Source organism: Amycolatopsis sp. NBC_00438 (assembly GCF_036026695.1).
Taxonomy (GTDB): domain Bacteria; phylum Actinomycetota; class Actinomycetes; order Mycobacteriales; family Pseudonocardiaceae; genus Amycolatopsis.
This window is the reverse complement of sequence record NZ_CP107923.1, coordinates 7184483-7206516: the sequence shown is the minus strand read 5'-3', so window position 1 is coordinate 7206516 and position 22034 is coordinate 7184483. Positions and strand designations below refer to the sequence as shown.

General features: G+C 71.2%; 24 protein-coding genes. 13 read left to right on the top strand and 11 right to left on the bottom strand.

Annotated features, from left to right (window positions below):
- Nucleotides 1-35 precede the first annotated feature (35 nt).
- The gene (locus OG494_RS32425; protein WP_328459089.1) at nt 36-650 is read right to left on the bottom strand and encodes a DUF1707 SHOCT-like domain-containing protein; all 615 of its coding nucleotides are present in this window, start codon (nt 648-650) and stop codon (nt 36-38) included.
- Between the two features lie 93 nt (nt 651-743).
- On the opposite strand from OG494_RS32425, the gene OG494_RS32420 reads away from it, so the two are divergent.
- Genes OG494_RS32420 through OG494_RS32400 form a run of 5 tightly spaced genes read left to right on the top strand, consistent with a single transcriptional unit; the run spans nt 744 to nt 4594 of the window.
- Complete coding sequence (locus OG494_RS32420) at nt 744-1181, top strand: protein-tyrosine phosphatase family protein (protein ID WP_328445205.1); 438 nt, start codon at nt 744-746, stop codon at nt 1179-1181.
- 5 nt (nt 1182-1186) lie between these two features.
- Nucleotides 1187-1810, top strand: a complete 624-nt coding sequence (gene upp, locus OG494_RS32415) for a uracil phosphoribosyltransferase (protein ID WP_328445203.1) — start codon at nt 1187-1189, stop codon at nt 1808-1810.
- A 32-nt stretch (nt 1811-1842) separates the two neighbouring features.
- On the top strand, nt 1843-2787 hold the full coding sequence (locus tag OG494_RS32410; protein WP_328445202.1) for a pentapeptide repeat-containing protein: 945 nt from the start codon (nt 1843-1845) through the stop codon (nt 2785-2787).
- Nucleotides 2784-3359, top strand: a complete 576-nt coding sequence (locus OG494_RS32405) for an RNA polymerase sigma factor (RefSeq protein ID WP_328445200.1) — start codon at nt 2784-2786, stop codon at nt 3357-3359. The genes OG494_RS32410 and OG494_RS32405 overlap by 4 nt, the downstream gene beginning before the upstream one ends.
- A complete protein-coding gene (locus OG494_RS32400; protein WP_328445198.1) occupies nt 3356-4594 on the top strand; it encodes a hypothetical protein in 1239 nt (412 codons plus the stop codon). The genes OG494_RS32405 and OG494_RS32400 overlap by 4 nt, the downstream gene beginning before the upstream one ends.
- Here the strand turns inward: OG494_RS32400 and OG494_RS32395 are convergent.
- Complete coding sequence (locus tag OG494_RS32395; RefSeq protein ID WP_328445196.1) at nt 4567-5181, bottom strand: TetR/AcrR family transcriptional regulator; 615 nt, start codon at nt 5179-5181, stop codon at nt 4567-4569. The two genes, OG494_RS32400 and OG494_RS32395, sit on opposite strands and share 28 nt — an antisense overlap.
- 84 nt (nt 5182-5265) lie before the next feature.
- Here OG494_RS32395 and OG494_RS32390 point away from each other — a divergent pair, with 84 nt between their 5' ends.
- A complete protein-coding gene (locus tag OG494_RS32390) occupies nt 5266-5667 on the top strand; it encodes a MerR family transcriptional regulator (protein WP_247060795.1) in 402 nt (133 codons plus the stop codon).
- 50 nt (nt 5668-5717) lie between these two features.
- Nucleotides 5718-6644, top strand: a complete 927-nt coding sequence (locus OG494_RS32385; protein ID WP_328459088.1) for an aldo/keto reductase — start codon at nt 5718-5720, stop codon at nt 6642-6644.
- Nucleotides 6645-6681: 37 nt separating this feature from the next.
- On the opposite strand, the gene OG494_RS32380 is transcribed toward OG494_RS32385, so the two are convergent.
- Together OG494_RS32380 and OG494_RS32375 are read right to left on the bottom strand one after the other, a co-directional pair.
- Nucleotides 6682-7092, bottom strand: a complete 411-nt coding sequence (locus OG494_RS32380) for an Imm1 family immunity protein (RefSeq protein WP_328445193.1) — start codon at nt 7090-7092, stop codon at nt 6682-6684.
- On the bottom strand, nt 7089-7853 hold the full coding sequence (locus OG494_RS32375; protein ID WP_328445191.1) for a DddA-like double-stranded DNA deaminase toxin: 765 nt from the start codon (nt 7851-7853) through the stop codon (nt 7089-7091). Before OG494_RS32375 ends, OG494_RS32380 begins: the two co-directional genes overlap by 4 nt.
- A gap of 182 nt (nt 7854-8035) precedes the next feature.
- Here OG494_RS32375 and OG494_RS32370 point away from each other — a divergent pair, with 182 nt between their 5' ends.
- The 6 genes from OG494_RS32370 (at nt 8036) to OG494_RS32345 (ending at nt 15178) form a co-directional block, all read left to right on the top strand.
- Nucleotides 8036-9592 (top strand): NAD(P)-binding domain-containing protein, encoded by a 1557-nt coding sequence (locus OG494_RS32370; RefSeq protein WP_442874304.1) that lies wholly within the window; start codon nt 8036-8038, stop codon nt 9590-9592.
- Complete coding sequence (locus OG494_RS32365; protein ID WP_328445189.1) at nt 9592-10662, top strand: alpha-hydroxy acid oxidase; 1071 nt, start codon at nt 9592-9594, stop codon at nt 10660-10662. Before OG494_RS32370 ends, OG494_RS32365 begins: the two co-directional genes overlap by 1 nt.
- Nucleotides 10659-11984 (top strand): cytochrome P450, encoded by a 1326-nt coding sequence (locus OG494_RS32360; RefSeq protein WP_328445187.1) that lies wholly within the window; start codon nt 10659-10661, stop codon nt 11982-11984. The genes OG494_RS32365 and OG494_RS32360 overlap by 4 nt, the downstream gene beginning before the upstream one ends.
- Nucleotides 11981-13261, top strand: coding sequence for a cation:proton antiporter (locus OG494_RS32355; RefSeq protein ID WP_328445185.1), 1281 nt, complete (start codon nt 11981-11983; stop codon nt 13259-13261). Before OG494_RS32360 ends, OG494_RS32355 begins: the two co-directional genes overlap by 4 nt.
- A gap of 64 nt (nt 13262-13325) precedes the next feature.
- Nucleotides 13326-13973, top strand: a complete 648-nt coding sequence (locus OG494_RS32350) for a response regulator transcription factor (RefSeq protein WP_326946167.1) — start codon at nt 13326-13328, stop codon at nt 13971-13973.
- Entirely contained in the window at nt 13970-15178 is a 1209-nt protein-coding gene (locus OG494_RS32345) for a sensor histidine kinase (protein ID WP_328445182.1), read from the top strand. The genes OG494_RS32350 and OG494_RS32345 overlap by 4 nt, the downstream gene beginning before the upstream one ends.
- 2 nt (nt 15179-15180) lie before the next feature.
- Here the strand turns inward: OG494_RS32345 and OG494_RS32340 are convergent, their stop codons facing one another.
- The 7 genes from OG494_RS32340 to OG494_RS32310 all read right to left on the bottom strand — a co-directional run bounded on the left by OG494_RS32340 (nt 15181) and on the right by OG494_RS32310 (nt 22013).
- Nucleotides 15181-16464, bottom strand: a complete 1284-nt coding sequence (locus tag OG494_RS32340) for a hypothetical protein (protein WP_328445181.1) — start codon at nt 16462-16464, stop codon at nt 15181-15183.
- 58 nt (nt 16465-16522) lie between these two features.
- Complete coding sequence (gene hisS, locus OG494_RS32335; protein ID WP_328445180.1) at nt 16523-17812, bottom strand: histidine--tRNA ligase; 1290 nt, start codon at nt 17810-17812, stop codon at nt 16523-16525.
- Nucleotides 17813-17837: 25 nt separating this feature from the next.
- The gene (locus tag OG494_RS32330) at nt 17838-18227 is read right to left on the bottom strand and encodes a hypothetical protein (protein WP_328445179.1); all 390 of its coding nucleotides are present in this window, start codon (nt 18225-18227) and stop codon (nt 17838-17840) included.
- A gap of 571 nt (nt 18228-18798) precedes the next feature.
- Nucleotides 18799-19965, bottom strand: coding sequence for an amidohydrolase family protein (locus OG494_RS32325; RefSeq protein ID WP_328445177.1), 1167 nt, complete (start codon nt 19963-19965; stop codon nt 18799-18801).
- 1 nt (nt 19966) lies between these two features.
- Nucleotides 19967-21091: an MAB_1171c family putative transporter gene (locus OG494_RS32320; protein WP_328445175.1), complete on the bottom strand. Its 1125-nt coding sequence runs from the start codon at nt 21089-21091 to the stop codon at nt 19967-19969.
- Nucleotides 21088-21609 carry a hypothetical protein gene (locus tag OG494_RS32315; protein ID WP_328445174.1) on the bottom strand — a complete coding sequence of 174 codons (522 nt, stop codon included), beginning with the start codon at nt 21607-21609 and terminating at the stop codon, nt 21088-21090. Before OG494_RS32315 ends, OG494_RS32320 begins: the two co-directional genes overlap by 4 nt.
- Nucleotides 21606-22013: a helix-turn-helix transcriptional regulator gene (locus tag OG494_RS32310; RefSeq protein ID WP_328445173.1), complete on the bottom strand. Its 408-nt coding sequence runs from the start codon at nt 22011-22013 to the stop codon at nt 21606-21608. The genes OG494_RS32315 and OG494_RS32310 overlap by 4 nt, the downstream gene beginning before the upstream one ends.
- Between the last annotated feature and the right edge of the window lie 21 nt (nt 22014-22034).

The following is a 22034-nucleotide window of genomic DNA, read 5'->3' as shown; positions in this document are numbered from 1 at the left end:
TGACGCTGGGTGCATGACGCGTCACATCGTCGAGGTCAGGCGCCTTCGATCTGTGGTGGTTCGCTGCGCTGAGCCGGTTTCCGGTAGACGACCACGCCGCCCCAGAAGCCGAGGCCGTTGATCTTCACCGTCGGGGCCGTCGGCGGGGCCGGGGGTGCTCCCGACTTGTCCTCCAGCAGGAACCCGCCCATGAAGCCGATGCCCGTCACGTCGACGTTGATGTCGTCGGGCACCGTGATCGTGATGCCGCCCATGATGGCGACCGCCGTGATCGTGCAGTGCTTCTCGGCGAAACGCGCTTGGCGGAGGTCGATCTCCGCGCCGCCCCAGAACGCGAAGCTGTTGTGCTGCGGGGGCAGGACCCAGCTGCCCTTGCGGATCGCGCCGGACATGACGCCGATCGACACCGGGGAGCCCGGGTGGCCGCCGATCCGCTGGTCCGGGAAGCCCAGCGCGCGTGTGGTCGCCTGCTCCATCGCGGCGCCGGTCGACGGGAGGTCCGCCGTCACCGGTTTCAGTTCCCCCAGCGTCTTCGCCGCGTAGACCGTGGTGAGCCGCTCTTCGAGTTCGTTCACCGTGATTCGCCCTTCCGAGAGGGCGTTGTGCAGCACCTGGGCGACGCGCTCACGGTCGGCGTCGGAGGCCCGCATCTGGTCGGGCGTCAGTTCGCTCACCCGGGGGAGCCTAGCGGCGAACGCGACGCTGCGTGTCCATCTTCCGGCGGACACGGGCACGATAGGGCGATGGGAGCACCGACGGTCGAATTCCCGGACGGCACCAAGGTCCGCGGACGCGGTCTCGCCCGCTCCGCGCCGGGCGGGCCGGACCCGGATTTCGGGCTGTACCTGGGGACGCGCCGGTTGCGGCGCAAGCACGGCGGTGGCGTCACCTGGCCGCAGGAGTGGGTCACCTGGCCGGACTTCCTGCTGCCACTGCACCCGAAGGCCGCGCAGGCGTCGATCGTCGCGCTGCACGAGCGGGCGAAGGCGGGCGAAAACGTCGAAGTCGCGTGTTACGGCGGTGCGGGCCGGACCGGGACGGTGATGGCGTGCCTCGCGACGCTCTCCGGCATCCCGGCCGAAGAAGCCGTGGCGTGGGTGCGCGCGAACTACAACGAACGCGCCGTCGAAACCCCCTGGCAGCGCGGCTGGGTGAAACGGTTCGCCGACCGGCTAAGTTGACCCGCATGGATGTGCACGTCGTCGATCACCCCCTCGCGAAGGCCCGGCTCTCCACGATGCGCGACGCGCGCACGGACAGCGCCGCGTTCCGGGCCGCGCTGCACGAGCTGACCGTCATGCTGGTCTACGAAGCCACGCGCGACGTGCCGGTGCAGACCACGCCGATCCACACACCGGTCGCGCGCACCGAGGGCTACACGCTCGCCCGCCCGCCGCTGCTCGTCCCGGTGCTGCGCGCCGGGCTGGGCATGGCCGACCAGGCGCACAAGCTGATCCCGGACGCGCAGATGGGCTTCGTCGGCCTCGCGCGCGACGAGGAGACGCTGAAGCCGACGCCGTACCTCGAGTCGCTGCCCGAGTCGCTCGCGAACCGGCCGGTGCTGGTGCTCGACCCGATGCTCGCCACCGGCGGCTCGATGGAGTACACGATCCGGCTGCTGACCGACCGCGGCGCCGACGACGTCACGGCGATCTGCGCGCTGGCCGCCCCCGAGGGCCTCGCCCACCTGGAGCGGACCGGCCTGCCGGTCCGCGTGGTCACGGCCAGCATCGACGAGCGGCTCAACGACTCGGGCTTCATCGTCCCGGGCCTCGGCGACGCCGGCGACCGCCAGTACGGCGCCGTCTAGCTTTGCCGGTCCTGAGGTGGCGGTGGATCGCGGTGGCCGCCGCCGCCGTCGTGGTCGTCACCGGCGCGTTGCTCTGGCTGTTCCTGGCCTGGTCCGGGCGGCCCGACGCGCCGGTGCGGATCGACGCGGTGAAGACGGCGTTCGGCGTCGGCGCGGGGGCCGGCGGGGTGTTCGCGCTCTGGCTGGCCACGCGCCGCCAGCGCACGATGGAGCTGCAGCTGGCCGAGACGACCCGCGTCGCGGGCGTGACCGAACGGGACCTCGAAGAACGGCGCGTCACCGAGCTGTACACGAAAGCCGTGGAGCAGCTCGGCAGCGACAAGGCGCCGGTCCGGCTCGGCGGGCTGTACGCCCTGGAGCGGCTCGGGCAGGACAACCCCAAGCAGCGCCAGACGATCCTCAACGTGCTGTGCGCCTACCTGCGGATGCCCTTCGCCGGCCCGCCCGACGGTCTGCGCGGCCGGTCCGCCGCGGAACTCAGCAGGACGCCCGAGTACGACGACGCCGAGCTGCAGGTCCGGCTGGCCGCCCAGGAACTGCTCAAGACGCACCTGAGCCACGGCGAACCGGGCTACTGGCCGGGGCTGGCGATCGACCTGCAGCGGGCCGTTCTCGTCGACTTCCGGCTGAGCGGCTGCACCGTCGGCGCGGCGGACTTCAGCCGCGCGAAGTTCCTCGGTGCGGTCCACATCCGCGGCACGAACTTCACGCGCCAGGCCGGGTTCTACGGCACGGAGTTCACCTCGACCGCGAACTTCGACCGGTCGGTCTTCGCGGAAGGCGCGTTCTTCTCCTGGGCGCACTTCGCCCGTGAGGTCCGCTTCACCCGGACGCGCTCGGGTGGCCGGTTCCAGTTCTCCCACACGGCTTTCGACGCCGAAGTCCTCTTCGACGGCGGCGAGCACGCGGACATCGACCTCGGCGACGCGCGGTTCGGTGCAACACCCGCGGCGGTGCCGGCCACAGACGAGGTGTGAGCAGCCATCCGGGGGTACCGGTGGACCAGGCCGGCGACCGGGAACTGTGGGACCGGGCGGCGGGCGGTGACGAAGGCGCGTTCAGCGAGCTCTTCGAGCGGCACGCCGAGGCCGTCTGGAACCACGCGTACCGGCTGACCGGCTCGTGGTCCGGCGCCGAAGACCTGACGTCCACGACGTTCCTGACCGCCTGGCGCCGCCGCGCCGACGTCACCCTGGTGCGCGACAGCGCGTTGCCGTGGCTCTACACGGTCGCGGGCAACGCCGCCCGCGACGAATACCGCGGCGCGAAACGGCGGTTGCGATTGCTCCGGCGGATCCCGGACCCGCCGGTGGTGTCCGACCACGCCGACGCCGTCGCCGAGCAGCTCGACGGCGAACAGCGGCTGCGCCACGTCGTCGAGGCCGTCCGGACGCTGCCGAAGGCGCAGCGTGAGGTCGTCGAACTGTGCCTGCTCGGGGACCTGAGCATCGGGGACGCGGCCGCGTTGCTGACCGTCGCCGAGGGCACCGTCCGCTCCCACCTGTCCCGGGCCCGCGCTCGGTTGCGTGCCCTGCTGGAGGAGAAATGAGCACCGAAGGCCTCCCGGCGCGGCGTGCGCTGCCGGACGACGTCCGCGACCGGCTGCGCACCGAAGTCCGCGAAGGCATCGCGAAACCACGTCGGAAGCCCCACGTCTGGTACGCCGCGGCGGCCGCGGTGCTCGTCCTGGTCGCCGGGGCCGTGGTCGTGACGCGGCAGGTGCGGCCGCCCGCCGACACCGCGCCGGCGGTCACCGGCGGTGGCTTGACGCTCGACGCGCAGCTGGCGACCGCGTCGCTGGACCGCTGCTGGGCCGCGGTCGAAGCGGCGGGCAAGACCGATCGTGTGCCGCCGCGCGCCGACTGGGTCCCGCTGTTCACCGCGGAACAGGAGGGCGACGCGGTGGTCGCGGCGACCGCCGCCGGCAAGCCGGTGTTCTGCGAGACGACCGGGACGACCGTGACGCTGTCGGATCCGGGAGCCACGCCCGCGTACGGGCCCGGCACGCGGACCGGGCTGCTGCTGCGCAGCGCGACCGGGCTGGCGGCCGGCGTCGTCGATCCGGCCTTGCCGCGGGCGGACTTCATCGTGAAGACGGGCGGTGGTTCGGTGAGTTCGTGGCGGCTCCGTTTTTCCCCGGTCAGCCGTCAGTTCGTGGCGTTCACCGGGGCGCTGCCGGCGAAGTCGGAAGTGGCCGTCGGGGACCGGCGGGCGAATGCGCTGCCGGACGCGCCGGCGCCCCTGCTCGCGGTGACCGACCGCCCGGAACCGGCCGACCGCACCTCCGCCGCGGGCCGGGCCCTGGGCGAGTGCCTCACCGACGCCGACGTGGTGATCCCGGATGCCGCGGCCTACCGGCCGGGACCGTTGCTGAAGGAGGGTGACTACCAGGTCGTCATGGGGCGCCGGGGTGACCGGGTGATCGTCTGCACCCGGGAGCCGGACTACGGGCGGCCGGGGACCCGGGCCCACGCCTACCCCGACCTGGCCGGCAATCGGCAGGCTCCGGCCCGCACCCTGCGCGTCGACACGCTCGGCAGCCCCGAAGCGGGGGCGGCGCCGGGCCGAGCCCGCGTACCGCTCGCCGTGGTGTTGCCCGCTTCGGCGACCTCGGCCGGCTTCGGGTTCGGCAACGGCGATGGCGCCGACACGCCGGTCACCGACGGGATGGCCGTCGTCTGGGTGCCGAAGAACATCGCCGTGACGCCGGACGCGAAGGTGCGCGTCCGGGCGTTCGACGCGCACGACGGGGTCGTCTACGACGGGATGCTGCCGCTGGTGTGAGCCAGCCAGCCGGAGGCGTTCGCGCGCAGGGCGGTCTCGTACGTGCTCGTGACGTCGAACTCGTCCGGCAGGTTGCCGGTCAGCTCCAGCGAGACGAGCCCGTGCACGAACGCCCAGCAGGCGACCGCGACCGTCTCCGGCGGGACGTCGACGAAGACGCCGTCCTCGATGGCCTGGCGGATGATGCGTTCCAACGGCTTGAGCGTCTCGCGGGCGAGCTCTTCGGCGTCCTCGTTGGGCTCGAACCCGGGGACGGACCTGGTGAACATGATCCCGTAGAGGTTCGGGTCGGCCAGCGCGCTCGCGCGGTAGGCGCTGCCGAGCGTCACGAGGTCCTCGACCGCGTCGCCGGACAGGGGCGTCCCGGCCATCCGGGCGCCGAAGCGGCGGAAGCCCTCCGTGTAGAGCGCGTTCACCAGATCGGGTTTGCTGCCGAACAGGGAGTACACGGCGGTGGTCGACGTCCCGGCGTCGGCGGCCAGCTTGCGCAGGGAAAGCGCCTTCGGCCCGTCGGCGGCGATCAGCTCACCGGCGCGGTCGAGGAGCTTCAGCCGGAGCGCTTCGTCGTGCGTGCGTGGTCGAGCCATCTACGCAGCGTATCGGAACGCTGTTATGAATGACCAGAGCTCGGAGTTGACCTGGAGTGCACTCCAGGTCGTAGTGTCGAGGTCATGAGCTACTCGATAGCGGAAGCCGCTCGACGTAGCGGGCTGTCCATCGACACCCTCCGGTACTACGAGCGCATCAAACTGCTCGACCCGCCCGCCCGCGACACCGCGGGCCGCCGGGCGTACTCCGACGACGACCTCAGCTGGCTGGGGTTCCTGACCAAGCTCCGCACCACCGGGATGCCGATCAAGAGCATGCGCGAGTACGCGTCGCTGCGCCGCCACGGCGTCGCCAGCGCGGGCCGCCGCAAGGCGCTCCTGGTGGAGCAGCGCCGGTCGGTCGCCGAGCGGATCGCCGAGCTGCAGGGCTGCCTCGACGTCCTCGACTACAAGATCGACAACTACGCGCAGATCGAGCGCAAGGCGTTCGGCGTCGAACCCGACATGGAGGGAATTTCCGCGTGAAGACGAGGAAGCTCGGCGAACTGGAAGTCGGTGCCCAGGGGCTGGGCTGCATGGGGATGAGCCAGGCCTACGGCGTCCGCGACGACGAAGCGGAGTCGATCGCGACCGTCCACCGGGCGCTCGACCTCGGCGTCACCCTGCTGGACACGGCGAACGTCTACGGCCAAGGCGCCAACGAGGAGCTGGTCGGCCGCGCGATCGCCGGCCGCCGGGACGAGGTCGTGCTCGCTACGAAGTTCGGCATCGTCTGGGGCGAAGACGGCGCGGTGGGCGCCCGCGGCGACGCCGAGTACGTGAAGCAGAACTGCGACGACTCGCTACGCCGTCTCGGGGTCGACCACATCGACCTCTACTACCAGCACCGCGTCGACCCGGACACCCCGATCGAGGAGACCTGGGGCGCGCTGGCGTCCCTGGTGGAGGCGGGCAAGATCCGCTACGCGGGCATCTCCGAGGCGAGCGCCGCGACGATCCGCGCCGCGCACGCCGTGTACCCGGTGACCGCGCTGCAGAGCGAGTGGTCCCTGTGGACGCGCGGCATCGAGGGCGAAATCCTCGGCACGTGCCGTGAGCTGGGGATCGGGATCGTGCCGTTCTCGCCGCTGGGCCGCGGTTTCCTGACCGGCGCGGTGACGTCGGTGAAGGACCTGCCGGAGGACGACATGCGTCGCGGCCTGCCGCGGTTCGCCGAGGGCAACTTCGAGCGCAACATGGCGATCGTGGACGCGCTGCGCAAGCTTGCCGAGGAGAAGGGCGTCACGGCCGGGCAGCTGGCGCTGGCGTGGGTGCAGTCCCACGGCGAGGACGTCGTGCCGATCCCGGGGACGAAGCGGCGCAAGTACCTGGAGGAGAACGTCGCGGCGGCTTCCCTGGAGCTGACGACGCCGGACCTCCAGGCCATCGCCGACGCGGCCCCCGCCGACGCGGTCGCTGGAGAGCGCTACCCGGAGCGGATGGCGAAGGCCGCCGGCAAGTAAGGGCCGGTGGATCGTGAGTGGGAACACGGTGTCCCCCTCACGACCCCGCCTGTTCCGTCCAGCACACGCCGGAAGGCCGAGATCCGCCACTGGCCACGAACTCGTGCGCGGCCCTCCTCACGATCTCCGCGGGGATCTCCGCGTCGTCGGGGTAGGGCCGTTCGTTGCGCATGTAGTAATAGGTGACTTCGCCTGTCTCGGGGAGCGGAAACGGAGCTTCGGTGTTCCGGCTGAACGCACCCTCCGGAGCGTCGTCGCCGACGTAGCGAAGAGTGCCTCGGTTGTCGTTCAGCCCGACCTCCAGCCATGGGTACTCGCCGTCGAAATGGAGGTTCACCAGCGTGGGGCCGCTCATGGCGGCGATGTCGTCCAAGACCGGATCAAGCTCGGCGGCCGTCTCGATCACGACCGGCTCGTTGGCTTCTTCGTCGTACCAGGCTTCGATCACGTTTCGCCGTTCCCTCCGTAGCGCTGGTAGGTCTTGCTGCCGTCCGCGGTTGTCCCGTGCACGTCGATCGTGCTTCCCGGTGGCAGGATCCTTGGCACCAGGCGGTCACAGCTGAACGGTCCTTTGCGCGGGGTGTTGTTGATCGTAACGGCCGCGTGCGTAATCCCGTTCGTAGCCATGTGGACGGCCAGCTTCATTTCGACGTCGTACACAGCCGACGGCATCCCGCGTTTCACCAAGTCGTGTTCACGGAGGTACCGCTCCACTGCCTCGGACATCTCGTCCTTGCCGCTCACGATCGTCTTTGCCTCGGCGTCGGGTGTGAGTGTCAGCCAACGGCCGTGCGTTTTCTGTCCCGAGCCGTTCTTCTGTATCGGCGGCGGTAGCTCGTCCCGCAGGGCCTCCGCTCGCGCATCTTTCGGCGGACCGCCTTGGTGTCTTGTGGCGTCTACTCGAGGACGGCCACGATCGGGACTGCTCTGTCCCGGGTGTGGAGCGCTCAAGACCCGCCCGAGACCGACCAGGTAGGTGCGGAGTCCATCAGCTATCCGGCCGATCTGTTCAGTCTGTGTCTCCAGGGCTTGCCGAGCTTGATCGAACATCGCCGGAAGGCCCGCGATGGCGCTTCCGGTCGTCAGAGCAGCCAATGTGGTGGACGCTGCGTCGCAGCTTCCTGCAGCATCAGCGGCTGCTCGCTGCGCAGCATCGATCGCGGAAATCCCCTGGGAGACCGCGTCGGCGAGGTCGTCGAGATCACTCACGGATCGATCATCAAGGACGGCTGCCAAGCAGGGGAACGATCAGGCCACTCGACCACTCCGTTGACCGGCATCCTCACCCGGTGAGACCGCGACCAGCGAAAGCCGGAACCGGGCACGCTGGGAGTTGCCTCTGAAGGTTTTCTGAGATCTCCGGGGAAGGCTCGGTCCCGATCATGCGGTCGGTGCCGAGCCTGGAGGTCTTCGTGTCCGAGGAAGTTCTCGACTATCTGGTCGTCGGCGCGGGGCCGGCCGGGCTGCAGCTGGGGCAGTTCCTCGGCCACGCCGGGCGCCGGTACCTGGTGCTGGAGGCCGGGTCCGCGCCCGGCACGTTCTTCGGCACCTACCCGCGGCACCGGACGCTCATCTCGATCAACAAGAAGTACACCGGCTGGACCGACCCGGAGCTGAACCTCCGGATGGACTGGAACTCGATCCTCGCCGACGGCGACGACGATCCGGTGCTCTTCACCGACTACAGCGAAAAGCTCTTCCCGGTCGCCGAGGATCTGCTCCGCTACCTCGCCGACTACACCGCGAAGTACCAGATCGACGTCCGCTACGACACGCGCGTGACGCGTATCGGACGTGACGGCGAAACTTTCGTCGTCACCGCCGGGGACACCGAGTTCCGCGCGCGACGGCTGGTCATGGCCACCGGGGTCAGCAAGTCCTACACCCCGGACATCCCGGGGATCGAGCTCGCTGACCAGTACTCCGACGTCTCGGTCGATCCGCAGGAGTTCAAGAACCAGCGGGTCCTGGTGCTGGGCAAGGGGAACTCCGCGTTCGAGACGGCGGACAACCTGATCGAGACGGCCGCGATCGTGCACGTCGGCGGCCCGCGGCCGGTGAAACTGGCCTGGCGCACGCACTTCGTCGGCCACCTGCGAGCGTACAACGCGGGCATCCTCGACATGTACCAGCTCAAGCTGCAGCACGCGATCCTCGACGGCGACGTCCGCGAGATCCGCAAGGACGCCGACGGCTACCACGTCAAGTACGCCTTCGCCCGGGTCGACGAGATCGTCAAGGAGATCCGCTACGACCGCGTGATCATCTGCACCGGCTTCCGGTTCGACGCCGACGTCTTCGACGACGACACCCGCCCGCAGCTCACCATCAACGACCGCTTCCCGGCGCAGACGTCCAGCTGGGAGTCGGTCAACGTGCCCGGCCTCTACTTCGCCGGCACGATCACGCAGGTCCGCGACTTCAAGAAGGCCACCAGCGCGTTCATCCACGGCTTCCGCTACGGCGTCCGCGCGCTGGCCAAGGTCCTCGGCGAGCGCTACCACGAGACGCCGTGGCCGAGCACCGAGCTGCCCGCGAAACCGGACGCGCTGACCGAGGCCGTGATCACCCGGATCAACCGGACTTCCGCGCTGTACCAGCAGTTCGGCTTCCTCGGCGACGTCCTCACGATCGACGGCGACACCGCGCGCTACCTCGAAGAGGTGCCGGTGGCGCGGGTGCTGGACGACCCGCCGGAGAACGCTTTCGTCGTCACCCTCGACTACGGCCCGGACCACGACAAGATCGACCCGTTCGACTTCGTCGCGCGCGCCAGCCAGGACCAGGCCAACGACCACGGCGAGGGCCACTACCTGCACCCGATCGTCCGGCACTACCGCCGCGGCGAGCTGGTCGCCACCCACCACGTGACCGAGAACCTCGAGAACGAGTGGGACCGGGAAGTCCACATCGGACCGCTGACCGCGTTCTTCACCAAGGAACTGTGATGCGCACGATCGCGGAGTTCGAGGCGGTGGCGCGGCAACGGCTCGAACCGGCGCACTACGACTACTACGCGGGCGGCGCGCAGGACGAGATCACCCTCGCCGAGAACGAATCCGCGTTCCGGAAGCTGAAGCTGCTGCCCCGCGTCCTGCGCGGCAGCGACAAACGGGACCTGAGCATCGAGCTGCTCGGCTCCCAGGCGTCCATGCCGATCCTGATCGCGCCGACGGCGTTCCACCGGCTCGCCCACGCCGACGGCGAGCTGGCGACGGCCCGGGCCGCGGCGCTCGCGGGCACGATCATGATCGTCAGCATGGCCTCGACCACGGCGATCGAGGACGTCGCCGCGGCGGCGCGGGAGGTCGCGCCCGACCCGGCCCTGTGGTTCCAGCTCTACCTGCAACCGGACCTCGAGTTCACCGAGGCGATCGTGCGCCGCGCCGAAGCCGCCGGCGTCAAGGCCTTCGTCGTCACCGTGGACTCGCCGGTGCTCGGCCGCCGCGAGCGCGACGACCGCAACGACTTCCACGACCTGCCGTCGGGGCTGGTCGTGGAAAACCTCCGAAACATCGGCGAGAACCGCAGCGGCGGCAACGCCAGCCACGTCCGCGAGATCGTCATGTCCGCCGGGCTGAACTGGGAGCACATCGCCTGGCTGCGCTCGAAGACGAAGCTACCGGTGCTGATCAAGGGCGTGCTGCACCCCGAGGACGCGCGCCTCGCGGTGCACCACGGCGTCGCCGGGATCGTCGTGTCCAACCACGGCGGCCGTCAGCTCGACACCGTCCCGGCCACGATCGACGTCCTCCCGGAGATCGCGGCGGCCGTCGGCGGCGCGATGCCGGTGCTGCTCGACGGCGGCATTCGCCGCGGCACCGACGTCGTCAAGGCCCTCGCCCTGGGTGCGGACGCGGTCGGCGTCGGCCGTCCCGTGGTGTGGGGACTCGCGGCGGGCGGGCGCGAGGGCGTCTCGAAGGTGCTCGAACTGCTGCGGGAGGACTTCGACCAGGCCCTGGCGATGTGCGGCGGCCGGCACCCGGGTGACCTGACTCCGGACCAGGTGCGGCGATGATCGGGAAAGCGCTTGCCGCCGCCGCGTTGGCGACGGCGCCCGCGTGGCTGCCCGGCCGGGTCGTCGCGCTGCGGGTGAAGATCTTCTCGCTGGTCAACGGCGAGGACACGGTGACGATCCCGGGCGAGCAGGTCGGCGCCGAGGACTTCCGGCGCGTCTACGCCGACCCGGCGGCGAACGGCCGCAGCCGGGGTGCCGCGCTGTCGGACCTGTTCTGGTACTGGCTCGCGCCGGGGCCGGAGGTGCACCAGGAGCACCTCGAACCGGGGCCGCGCTACGACGAGGTCGCCAAGTGCACCCGGCACATCCTGGTCAAGTCCAAAAAGGACTCCGAAGAGCTGACGCAGCGGGTCGCGACGCACGTGCTGGACCAGCTGGACGGCGGCTTGATCCGGCTGCGCGACGAGATGATGCCGATCTGGGCCGAGCTGTACTACGAGCTGGTCTTCGAAGAACCCTGCCCGCCGGAGGCGCGCGACCTGATCGTGGCGAACGCCGACGACGTCGTCTCGGCCCTGAAGTGCGTGCGGCCGCGAAACATGCGCCGCCGGGCCCGGCTGACGAAGTACCTGCGGCGGCGCCTCGACGACGTCCCGCACCCGCTGCCGGAGTCGCTGACACCGCAGGAGCAGGTCTACTACCTGCAGGGCACGTTCTTCAACACCGCCGTCGTGCAGATGTCCGAGGCGATGGCGCACCTGCTGATGATCGTCGCGCAGCACCCGGACGTGCAGCGTCGCCTCGCCGAAAACCCGGACGACGACGCCTACTTCGACCGTGTCATCGACGAAGGCCTGCGGACGTACCCGCTCTTCGGCATCGCGCACCGGATCTCGACGGCCGACATCGAGCTGGCGAACCTGACGATCCCGGCCGGTACCGTGCTCTGCTTCAGCTACCCCGACTTCCACCACGCCGGCTTCGAGCACCCGGAGGAGTTCGACCCGGAACGCTGGTGCTCGCACGCCGTCCAGGCCAAGAAGGACGTCAACTTCGTCCCGTTCGGCATCGCGCAGAACCGCGCCTGCCCGGCACGCGGGCTGGCGCCGCTGACCATGCGCGTCGTGGCGCGGGAGGTGCTGCGCCGGTTCAGCCTCGCCTCGACCGCCGGGCACACGCGCTCGATCCCCAACCGCGGTCCCGCGCTGCTCACCCCGGTCGGCGCCCGCCGCAAGCGCGCGCCGCTGGTGTGGCTCGCGGTGCGCGACCGCTGGGAAGACGTCTGGCGCAGCCTCGCCCAGCTCGTGTTCGGCACGTACATGGTCATCGACGCCCGTCGCCAAGCCCTCTGCTCGACCTACTTCGCCGGAGGAAAGTCATGACCCCCACCGAAGCGGCGCCGGCGTTCTTCCTCGCCGTCGCGGTCATCCTCGTGGTCTGCCGGGTCGTCTGCATGGTCGCGGTGCGGCTGGGTCAGCCGCCGGTGGTCGGCGAGATGATCGCCGGCGTGCTGCTCGGCCCGTCACTGCTCGGGCTGGTCCTGCCGGCCGTGCAGACGGGGCTGTTCCCGGACGGCGTCCGCCCGCTGCTCTACGTCGGCGGCCAGATCGGCCTGGTCATCTACATGTTCGGCGCGGGGTACGAGTTCAGCCTGCGCAGCATCCGCGGCTCGGTGAAGTCGGTCGGCGCGATCTCGGCGGCCGGCACGGTCGTCCCGCTGGCGCTCGGCGTCGGGGTCGCGGTGTTCGGGTCGAGTTGGGCCGGCATCGGCAAGGACGGCGTTTCGCTGGTGACGTCGGCGGCCTTCGTCGGCGTCGCGCTGGCCATCACGGCGTTCCCGATGCTCGCGCGGATCATCACCGAACGCGGCCTCGGCGGGACGCGGTTCGGCTCGCTCGCGCTGGCCTGCGGTGCCCTCGACGACGTCCTGGCGTGGGTCCTGCTGGCCGTCGTGCTCGGCATGCACGCCGACTCGGCCGGGCCGGTGGCCCTCGCCGTCGGCGGCGGGCTGCTGTTCGCGCTGCTGCTGGTGCTCGTCGGCCGACGGGTGCTCGCGAAAGCGATGGGCAGCGAACGGATCTCCGCCGACCAGAAGATGCTGATCACGGCGTTGACGCTGTTCGCGGCCGCGTGGTTCACCGACATCATCGGCCTGTACGCGGTGTTCGGCGCGTTCTGCGTCGGGATCGTGTTCCCGCGGGTGCCCGCCGCGGACGCCGTGCTCGCGAAGATCATGCCGATCGGGCGGATCGTGTTCCTCCCGCTGTTCTTCACCTATTCCGGCCTGAACACCCGGTTCGCCCTGCTCGCCGACCCGAAGCTGCTGCTGTTCGCGGTGCTCTGCGTCGTGGTCGCGATCATCGGCAAGTTCGGCGCGTGCTGGGGCGCGGCCCGGCTGGTGGGGGAGTCGCAGCCGGTCGCGCTGCGGGTCGGCGCGCTGATCAACGCCCGCGGGCTGATGCAGCTGATCGCGCTCAACGTCGGGCTCGCGGCGGGGATCGTTTCGCCCGCTCTGTTCACCGTGCTGGTCCTCGTCGCCTTGGTGACCACCGTCATGACCGCGCCGGTGCTCAGCTGGCTCGACCGCCGTGATGCCCGCAGAGGGACCACCGAAGTGGTCCTGATGGCGGAACCAGTACCGCTAACCGGGAAAAGTTGAGGGTTCAATACCAGAAAATAACTGCCAGTATGGGGTTGTGCACGATGCGGCGGAAAAACCGAGAGTGCTTCTCGTCGAGGACGACCGGGAACTGGCGGGCCTGCTCGCCGAGTTGCTCGCGGACGAAGGTTACGAGACCGATGCGGCCTACGACGGCCAGCGGGGGCTGCACCTCGGCCTCACCGGGCGGTACGACGTGATGATCATCGACCGCCGGCTGCCGGTGCTCGACGGCCTGGAGCTGCTCGCCCGGCTCCGGGCCCGGGCGGTGACGACGCGCGTCCTGATGCTGTCGGCGCTGAGCACGCTCGCCGACCGCGTCGGCGGGCTCGACGCCGGCGCCGACGACTACCTCGTCAAGCCGTTCGAGACCGAGGAGCTGCTGGCCCGGCTGCGCGCACTGGGCCGCCGTGACCTCGACGGCGCCGAGTGCATCCCGCTCGGTACCGCCGCGCTCGACCTGCAGCGCCACGAGGTCGTGCTGCCGCGCGGCGAGCGGATCACGTTGTCCGGGCGCGAGTTCGAGCTGCTCCGGGCGCTGGCGCAGCGGCCGAAGGCGATCCACCCGCGGGCGGCGCTGCGCACCCGCGTGTTCGCCGACTCGACCGGCGAGTCCATTGTGGACACTTATGTCTACTACCTGCGGCGCAAGCTCGGCCGGGACGTCGTGCGCACCGTGCACGGGCTCGGATACCAGATCGGCGCGGTGTGAGACCCCGCGGCGACCCCGGCGACCCCGAAGCCCGCGCCCTGCGCCGGGCGCGGTGGGTGATCACCACGCAGATCGCGGTGGTGGTGTCGCTGCTGGTGGCCGTCGCGGGCGGGATCGCCTACGGGATGCTGCTGTCCGGTCAGCACGCCGACGCCGACCGGACGCTGGCCCGCACGATCGAGCTCGGCCCGGCCGCGACCCCGCCCGGCTGCGTCTGGCTGTTCACCCCGGCGTTGCACACGCCGGCCGGGCCGTCCCCGGCCGGGGTGCCGGTCGCCGGGCTGGCCGCGCTGGCGCCGGCCTCGGGCGACGTCCACACGGAACGCCGGTCGCTCGGCGGCATGACGTACACGATCCGGGTGGAGAACCACGGCGGCGTCGTCTCGCAGGCGTACTTCGAGGAGCGGTACCAGATCCAGGACCGCTCGTCGCTGCTGTTCGGGCTCGGGGTCGCCGAGCTGCTGGCGCTGCTGGCGGCCCTCGTCTGCGGCCGGGTCCTGGCGTGCCGCGCGATCCGCCCGCTGGCCGACGCGCTGCGCCGCCAGCGCACCTTCGTCTCGGACGCCTCGCACGAGCTGCGCGCTCCGCTGACCCGGCTGCACACGCGGGCGCAGCTGCTGGCCCGGCGGTCGTCGGAGCGGGATCGCGAGGGTCTGGAGCAGCTCGTGCGGGGGACGCGCGAGCTCGGCGAAGTCGTCGAAGACCTCCTGCTGTCCGCGCAGGCGTGCGGGGGCCGGCCGGAGCTGGTGCCGGTGGAGCTGGCCGTGCTGGCCGAGGAAGCGGTCGCGGCGGAGGCGGTGCGCGCGGGGGCGGGCCAGGTCCGGATCGCGGTGACGCGCGAGCGCGGACCGTACGTCGTCCAGGGCGTCCCGACGGCGTTGCGGCGCGTGCTTTCGGCGTTGCTGGACAACGCCCTGGGCCACACCCCGCCGGGCGGTTCGATCGAGGTGTGGCTCGGGCTTTCGGACGACCGTTATGTGGAACTGCGGGTCCGCGACACGGGCGTCGGCTTCCCGCAGGCGGATTCGGACCGCATCTTCGAGCGTTTCGCGCGGGGAACCGAGGGCGACGGCCGCCGCTTCGGCCTGGGCCTGGCGCTGGTCCGCGAGGTGGTGACGGGCCACGGCGGCACGATCGCCGCCGTCGCCCGCCCCGGCGCGGGGGCGACGTTCACCCTCCGCCTGCTGCGCGCGGATCTCGCCTGACTTCAGGTGCCGATGGTCAACCGGATGCTTCGGGCCAGTGCGGGGTCGAGGTCGGCGTAGATCGCCTCGATGTCCGCGCGCACCTCCGCGGACGGTTTCGTGTAGACGTTCGTCAGGTGGTCGCGGCAGGCCCGCAGGTCCTGGTGGGCGTCTTCGCCCAGGTCCGGGTCGTGCAGCAGGCGGAGGTCGGTGTGCAGCCGCAGCCAGCTGTCCCGGTCGCGCAGCAGGGCCGCGGCCGCCCGTCGCGTGTGGACCGGGTGCTCCGGGCTCAGCAGAGCCCGGAGCCCGGGCACGTCGACCAACGCGGGCTTGCCGCGCAGGAACTCGACCACCTGCCGGGTCACGGCGGGGGAGAGGTCGGTCAGCAACGGCCGCACCGCCGTCGACTCCGGCGCCACCCGGCGCAGGCCGCGGACGGCCAGGGCCCGGAACCGCGGCCGCTCGTCGGCGAGGTGCCGCTCCAGCGGTTCGGCGTCGGCCGCGGTGCCGGTCTCGCCGAGTCCCGCGAGCACCCCGGGCGTCACCGGCAGGGTGCGGTAGTGCGCGACCGGGGCGCCGCCCGCCTTCAGCACCAACGCCTGGGCCATGGAGCGCACGGCCGACGCCCGGTCGGCGAGGTGCGCCACCGCGGTGTCTTCGCCGAGAAGGGTCAGGGCGCGCATCCGGATCTTCGGCGTCCCGGCGGCGAGCAGCTCCTCGACGGCCTCACCGCGGTCGAGCAACGCGGAACCGCACAACGTCCGGATCCGGACGTCCCGGTCCCCGGCGGCGATGTCGAGCAGCCGTCCGGCCGGGAGCAGCCCGATCGCCTCGTGGTGGGCGAAGCGGCGGCTTTCGTTGTCCTGCAGCGCCAGCGCGTCGTCGAGCAGCCGAGGGGTCAGCGCCTGGCGGAACAGTGCGGTCATCCAGTCGTCGACCTGCCGCCGTCGCAGCACGCCGATCAGCGGCAGCATCGCGCGGAACGCCGCTTCGTCCAGTTTGGACAGTGTCAGCGGCCGTGCGAGATCCCGGATCGGCCGCACCCAGTCGACGCAGCGGATCAGCAACAGGGGCAGTACTTCGGGATCGGTGCGGACCGCGAGCCGCTCGACGGCGGCCTCCCGCAGCCGCCCGTTCCCGTGGCACGCGGCCGCGGCCAGTTCGGCCCGCGAAGGACGGCGGCTCAGCTGTGCGTCGCGTCCGGTCCACCAGTACCGCCGGTACGCCAGGTCGAAGTCCGCCCAGCGGGCGGCGTCACCCGCGGCGAACGCGTCGAGATCCTCGACGGTCAGCTCGGTTTCCAGCATCCGGCATTCCCCCTCGGCGCCCAGGATGCCCGGGCGCCGAGGGGGAGTCGAACCGATTTCAGGCCAGCAGCGCGGTGACCGCCGCGGGCGCGTCGGCGATCGCGACCGGGTTCTGCTCGCGCGTGGCGAGGCTGCGGACCGTCACGTTCCCGGCCGCCCAGTCCTCCTGGCCGACGATCACCACCGCGACCGCGCCCGCCTTGTCCGCGCGGGTGAGTTCCTTGCCCAGCTTGCGGTGCTCGATCGGCGTCGACGTCCGCAGCCCGGCCTGGCGCAGCGACTGCGCCACCGAGCGGGCCGCGTCCGAGAGGTCCTCGGTGACCGGGATGACCATGACGTCGACCTCGCTGCGCGGCGCCGGGGTGAGGCCGTGCGTCTCGAGGAAGTCGATCAGCGTGACGTCACCCATGCCGAAGCCGATGCCCGGGATCTGCTGCGCGGTGAACATCGACGCGAGGTCGCTGTAGCGGCCGCCGCCGAACAGGGCGCGGCGGTTCTCCGGCGAGGTGTCGAAGACCTCGAACACGGTCGACGTGTAGTACGCCAGCCCGCGCACGATGATCGGCTCGTACTTCACCAGCGAACCCGCGCTGCTGTTCAGGACCTTCACCAGGTTCGACTGCTCGCGCACCGCCGCCGGCAGCTCCTCCAGGAGCGCCTCACCCTTGTCGAGCGTCTCGGCCAGCTTGTCGAACTGCTTGTCCGACAGGCCGATCTCGCCGGCGCCCTCCGCCAGCTTCTCGCGGGGGTACTTCTCCCAGCGGTCGACCAGCGCGAACACCTGGGAGAGGTGGTCCTCGGAGACGCCGGCGACGTCGGTCAGCGCCGACGTCAGCAGGTTCCGGTCGTTGACGCGCAGCACGAACATGTCCGGTGTCGCGCCCAGCGCGGCCATCATGTCGTGCACCAGCTCGAAGATCTCGATCTCGCAGTTGGCGCTGTCCGAGCCGAAGATGTCCGCGTTGATCTGCCAGTGCTCCCGCACGCGGCCGCGCTGCGGCGCCTCGTACCGGTGGCAGTTCGGGTGGCTGTACCACCGCACGGGGAAGGAAAGGGACTTCGCGCTCCCGGCGATCATCCGCGCGACCGACGGCGTCATCTCCGGCCGCAGCGCGAGACGCCGCCCGCCCTTGTCGGTGAGCGTGTACAGCTGCTTGTCGGCGAGCTCCTGGCCGGACTTGCGCTCGTAGATCTCGGCGGATTCGAGGATCGGGCCGTCATAGCGGAGGAAGCCGCGGCGCTCGAGGACGTCGTAGAGATGACCGAACACCTGCGTGCGCACGGACATCTCGGCGGGCAGGAAGTCCCGGGTCCCCTTGTAGGGCGCGGTCGGCAGGTATTCAGGCACGTGACCAGCTTAACGACCGGTTTTGTCAGGCGAAGGCGACCCCGTACGCGGTGAGCAACGTCGCCGCGCCGAGGAGCAGCGCGCCGACGGAAGTCACGCGCCCACCGAGCTTGCCCCGGTTCGGGATCAGGTGCAGGAAGAACCCGCCGGACTGGGCGAGGATCCCGAACAGCAGCAGGAAACTCCCGATCCAGAGGGTGGTGTCGGAGAAGGTGGTGCGGCTCAGGATCTGCAACGCGACCAGGGCGAGGATCAGCAGAACACCGGCATGCGCGTGGCCGGCGCGGAACATCGCCCGCTGGTGCTCGGTAAGTTTTCGGTCGCGCATGACGCCCATCAGCGCGTAGCCGCCGTACATCACGGTCGGCAGCGAGACCAGCGCGATCACCGTGAAGAGCTGGACGGGTCCGTGCATCGGAGGACTCCTTCGAGGTGGGGTGGAGTCACTGTAACACTGTTTTAAAACGGTGTCACAAAATTTGGCGTGCCCTGATCGGGACCGCCGATGGGGGTGACTTTGCCGGACGGAGGAGCTGGCTGGGGGTGATGACGCGGGGGCTTGGGGTGGATCCAGCCGGGTGGGTGACGCGGCGGGGGCGCGAGTGGCCCTTTCGCACGCTCGGAGGATCGGCACGAGCGGCCCGTTCGTGCCGCAATGGGCGCGACTGGCCCCTTCGTGCGCCTGGGGACCGGCGCGAGTGGCCCGTTCGTGCCGCGAAGGGCGCGAGCGGTCCGTTGGTGCTGCAGGGGCGCGACTGGCCCTTTCGTGCGCCTGGGGGACCGGCGCGAGTGGCCCGTTCGTGCCACGAAAGGTGCGAGTGGCCCTTTCGCACGGGCTGTCAGCCGCGAGTGGCACTTTCAGCCGGCGAAGGGCGCGAGCGGCCCGTCGGCGCCGCAAAGGGCACGACTGGCCCTTTCGCGCGCTCCGCGACCCAGCGCGAGTGGCCCGTTCGTACCGAAAAGAGCACGACCGGCCCGCGACCCACCTACCCGGCGGCCCGCCCCCGGGCCAGCACCAGCAACGGGTTCCGCAGCGCCGCGAGCGAAGCCAGCGGATCACCCTCGACCACCAGCACGTCAGCCGCCAGCCCGGCTTCAAGCCGTCCGGTCACCGCCGAAAGGCCGAGTCCCGCCGCGCTGTCCTCCGTCGCGATCTCCAAGATCCGCCGACGGCCGAATCCGAGCCACTCGTACAACTCCAGCGCGCCGACCGGATCGTCGAACACCGAGCCCGGCAACCCCGCATCGGTACCCGCCAGCAGCCGGACCCCGTGTTCCTCCAGCCACGGCAACCGGCCGTACATCGCCTGCGCGGCCTCGTCGCCCAGCTTCTCGACGATCGTCCGCCAGTTGCGGCTGCTCGTCGAACACGCCGAAATCCCCCGAGCGGCCATCCGCTCGGCCACCGGATCCCGCCGGTCGAACGAACGGGGGCCGGTCAGGAAGCTGCAGTGCTCGATCGTCGACACGCCGGCCTCGACCGCGGCCTCAATGGCGTCGGCGCCGTGGGCGTGCGCCGCGACCGGCAGGCCGTGCGAAGCCGCGTGCGTGACGATCAGCGCCAGCTGCCGGGCGTCGAACTGCGACTCCCACATGTCCGCGCCGCCCTCGGTGATCTGGCCGCCGCTGGCCATCACCTTGATCACGTCCGCGCCCGCCGCCGCGTTCTCGTCGATCAGGGACCGGATCGACGCGTCGGACGTTGTCGCGCCGCCGAAGAAGTGGCAGTGCCCGTCCGGCACCGTGATCGGCGGGCCGGACACCAGCAGCCTCGGCGCCGCCTCGCCGTCCAGTGAGCGGCGGACGGCCGCGCCGAGGTGGCCGCGGTCGCCGAGGTCCCGCACCGTCGTCACGCCGCTGCGCAGCATCGACGCGAGCCGCGAGCGGGCGTCCGCCACGACGGAGCCCGCCAGGAAGTGGGCCAGCATCTCGCGGGACGCGTCGAACGCCAGGTGCACGTGGACGTTGAACAATCCCGCCAGCGCCGTGCCGGTCGGGAAGTCGTGCCGCGCGGCGCCGGGCGCGGCCTGTGCCTGCACCTCCGCGCGCGGGCCCGCCGCCACGATGACGCCGTCGCGCACCAGGACCGCGCCGTCGGGAACCGGCGCCGACGGCCTCGGCAGCACCCGGCCGGCGGTGATCAGGGTGTCCACGTCACGCCCCCATCGCCGCCGAGAGCGCGAGCAGCGGCCGGACGTCGGACTCGATGTCGTCCGCCACCGCGGGCAGCACCTGCTTCGCGCGGCCGTCGCTCTCCTCGCCGGCCGCGTGCCGCCGCAGCGCCGTCTTCAACGCGGTCGCGGCGGCGCCGGGGTCGGACGCGACGACCTCGCCGAAGTCCGCGTCCAGGTACGGCGAAAGCTGCACCAGGCCGTCGCGGATCTCGATCACCCGGCGGTAGTAGACGCGGTGCACGCCGCGCGGCGACAGCCGGGCGGCCGGCCCGCGCGGCGGCGTCCGCAGCACGATGCTGGGGAATGCGCCGACCAGGACCGTCCACAGTGGATCGAGGGCTTGGTGCTCGATGCGGTGACGTCGCCGCCGCCGCATCGAGGACAGGCGCGCCCGGACGCCGGGGTAGGTCACGCCGGCCAGGAACAGCGTCCCGCCGAGGATCACGAACGGCACGCCGAGCAGCAGCAGGATCCGCACCACCGGCCCGAACGCCCACGCCACCACGATGTACAGCGCGCGGAAGATGCTGCCGACCGCCGCGCTCGCGAGGCCGACCGCGCTCAGCCGCAGGCCGATCCGCAGGTTCCGGTCGGCGACGCGCAGGTAGCGCACGATCCACGCGGTGCAGGCGATCAGGCCGTAGATCAGGTACAGCCCGGCACCCAGGTAGAACAGCGCGACGCCGCTGTCGTGGATCGTCGCCGGCCCGAGCGGGGCGCCGCGCAGCTCCGGCGGCGTCAGGTCCATCGCGACGATCATCAGCGTGATCGCCGCGGCCAGCGGCACCAGCTCGACGACCACCCGCCCGTAGCGGCGGACCGGCCCCAGCGCCGAGCCGAGGAAGAACAGGACCAGCGCGCAGACGGCGCACGCGAGCAGCGCGTTGTTCGCCACCCGTGCGCCGCCGAGGCCGAAGACGTCGTCGAAGTCGTCCGAAATCACTGGTTGCTGCAGGAGGAACGCGGCCGCGAACCCGGCGATGCACGCGGTGACGGACCAGTTCGGCAGGGTCGGCGCCCGGACCAGCTGGTAGATCCGCCAGGCCAGAGCCGCGGCGAACAGCGCCATCGCGAGAACGTTCACGGGGCTGAAAAGTGTGCTCACAACCACCCTTGGTGATCGCCGAGCGCCCCCTGGATCCGGCGAAGATCCCGGTCCGCAGCGCGCCGCGGGATCGTGTAGTTCAGGACCGACGCCCACTCGAGGATGATGGTCGCGACGGTCTCGGCTTCCCACTCGTGGGCGTCATCGTAGGACGTCCGGCGCAGGGCGCGGTGTACTGCATCCGGGTCAAGATCCGGCGCCGGGCCGCGCAGGAAGTCCGCCGGCTCGGCGTCACCCTGCGGGTGGTGGTCGGCGAGCATGTGGCCGAGCTCGTGCAGGATGATGTGATCTTGGTGGGATTTCGTCGTTTCGGCCTGGTAGAAGATGTAGTCGGCCGCCGACGTCGCGATCCAGCAGCCGAACGGGCCGGGGACCTCCAGCGGGTAGGGCATCAGCCGGATCGGCTTGCCCCGCTGCTCACCCAGCCGCGCGCACAGCTGCTCGACGTCGAGGGGCGGCCCGATGTCCAGCTGCTTCAGCAGCTTCCGGCACCGGCGGCGCAGCTCGCGTTCCTTCATCGCGGCGCGTCCTCCGGGTTCCGGCCGTCACGTTCGGCCCGTTCGTAGCGTTCGACCAGCTCCAGCAGGTCCATCACCTGACGGCGGCCCTGCGGCGACAGCTCCTGCGCGCGCATCGCCATCAGCTGGACCTCGCCGGCCGGGGCCGGGCCGGTGGCCTCCGCGTCGAAGAAGTAGGTGACGGGCACGCCGAACAGCCTGGCCAGCGCCTCGACGTAGTGGATCTTCGGGTTCACGCGCTTGCCGGTCGCGAGCTGCTGCAGGTAGGCGGGCGACATCGCCGGCCCGCCGGCCCGCTCGACCGCCGCGGAGATCTCGCGGTAGCTGTGCGGTGCCCGGCCGTCGAGGCGGGCCGCCTCGATCAGGGCGGTCAGGCGTTCCGCGAAGGTGCGCTCTTGTGCCATCCCAGCCCCCTAGGTTTCCAC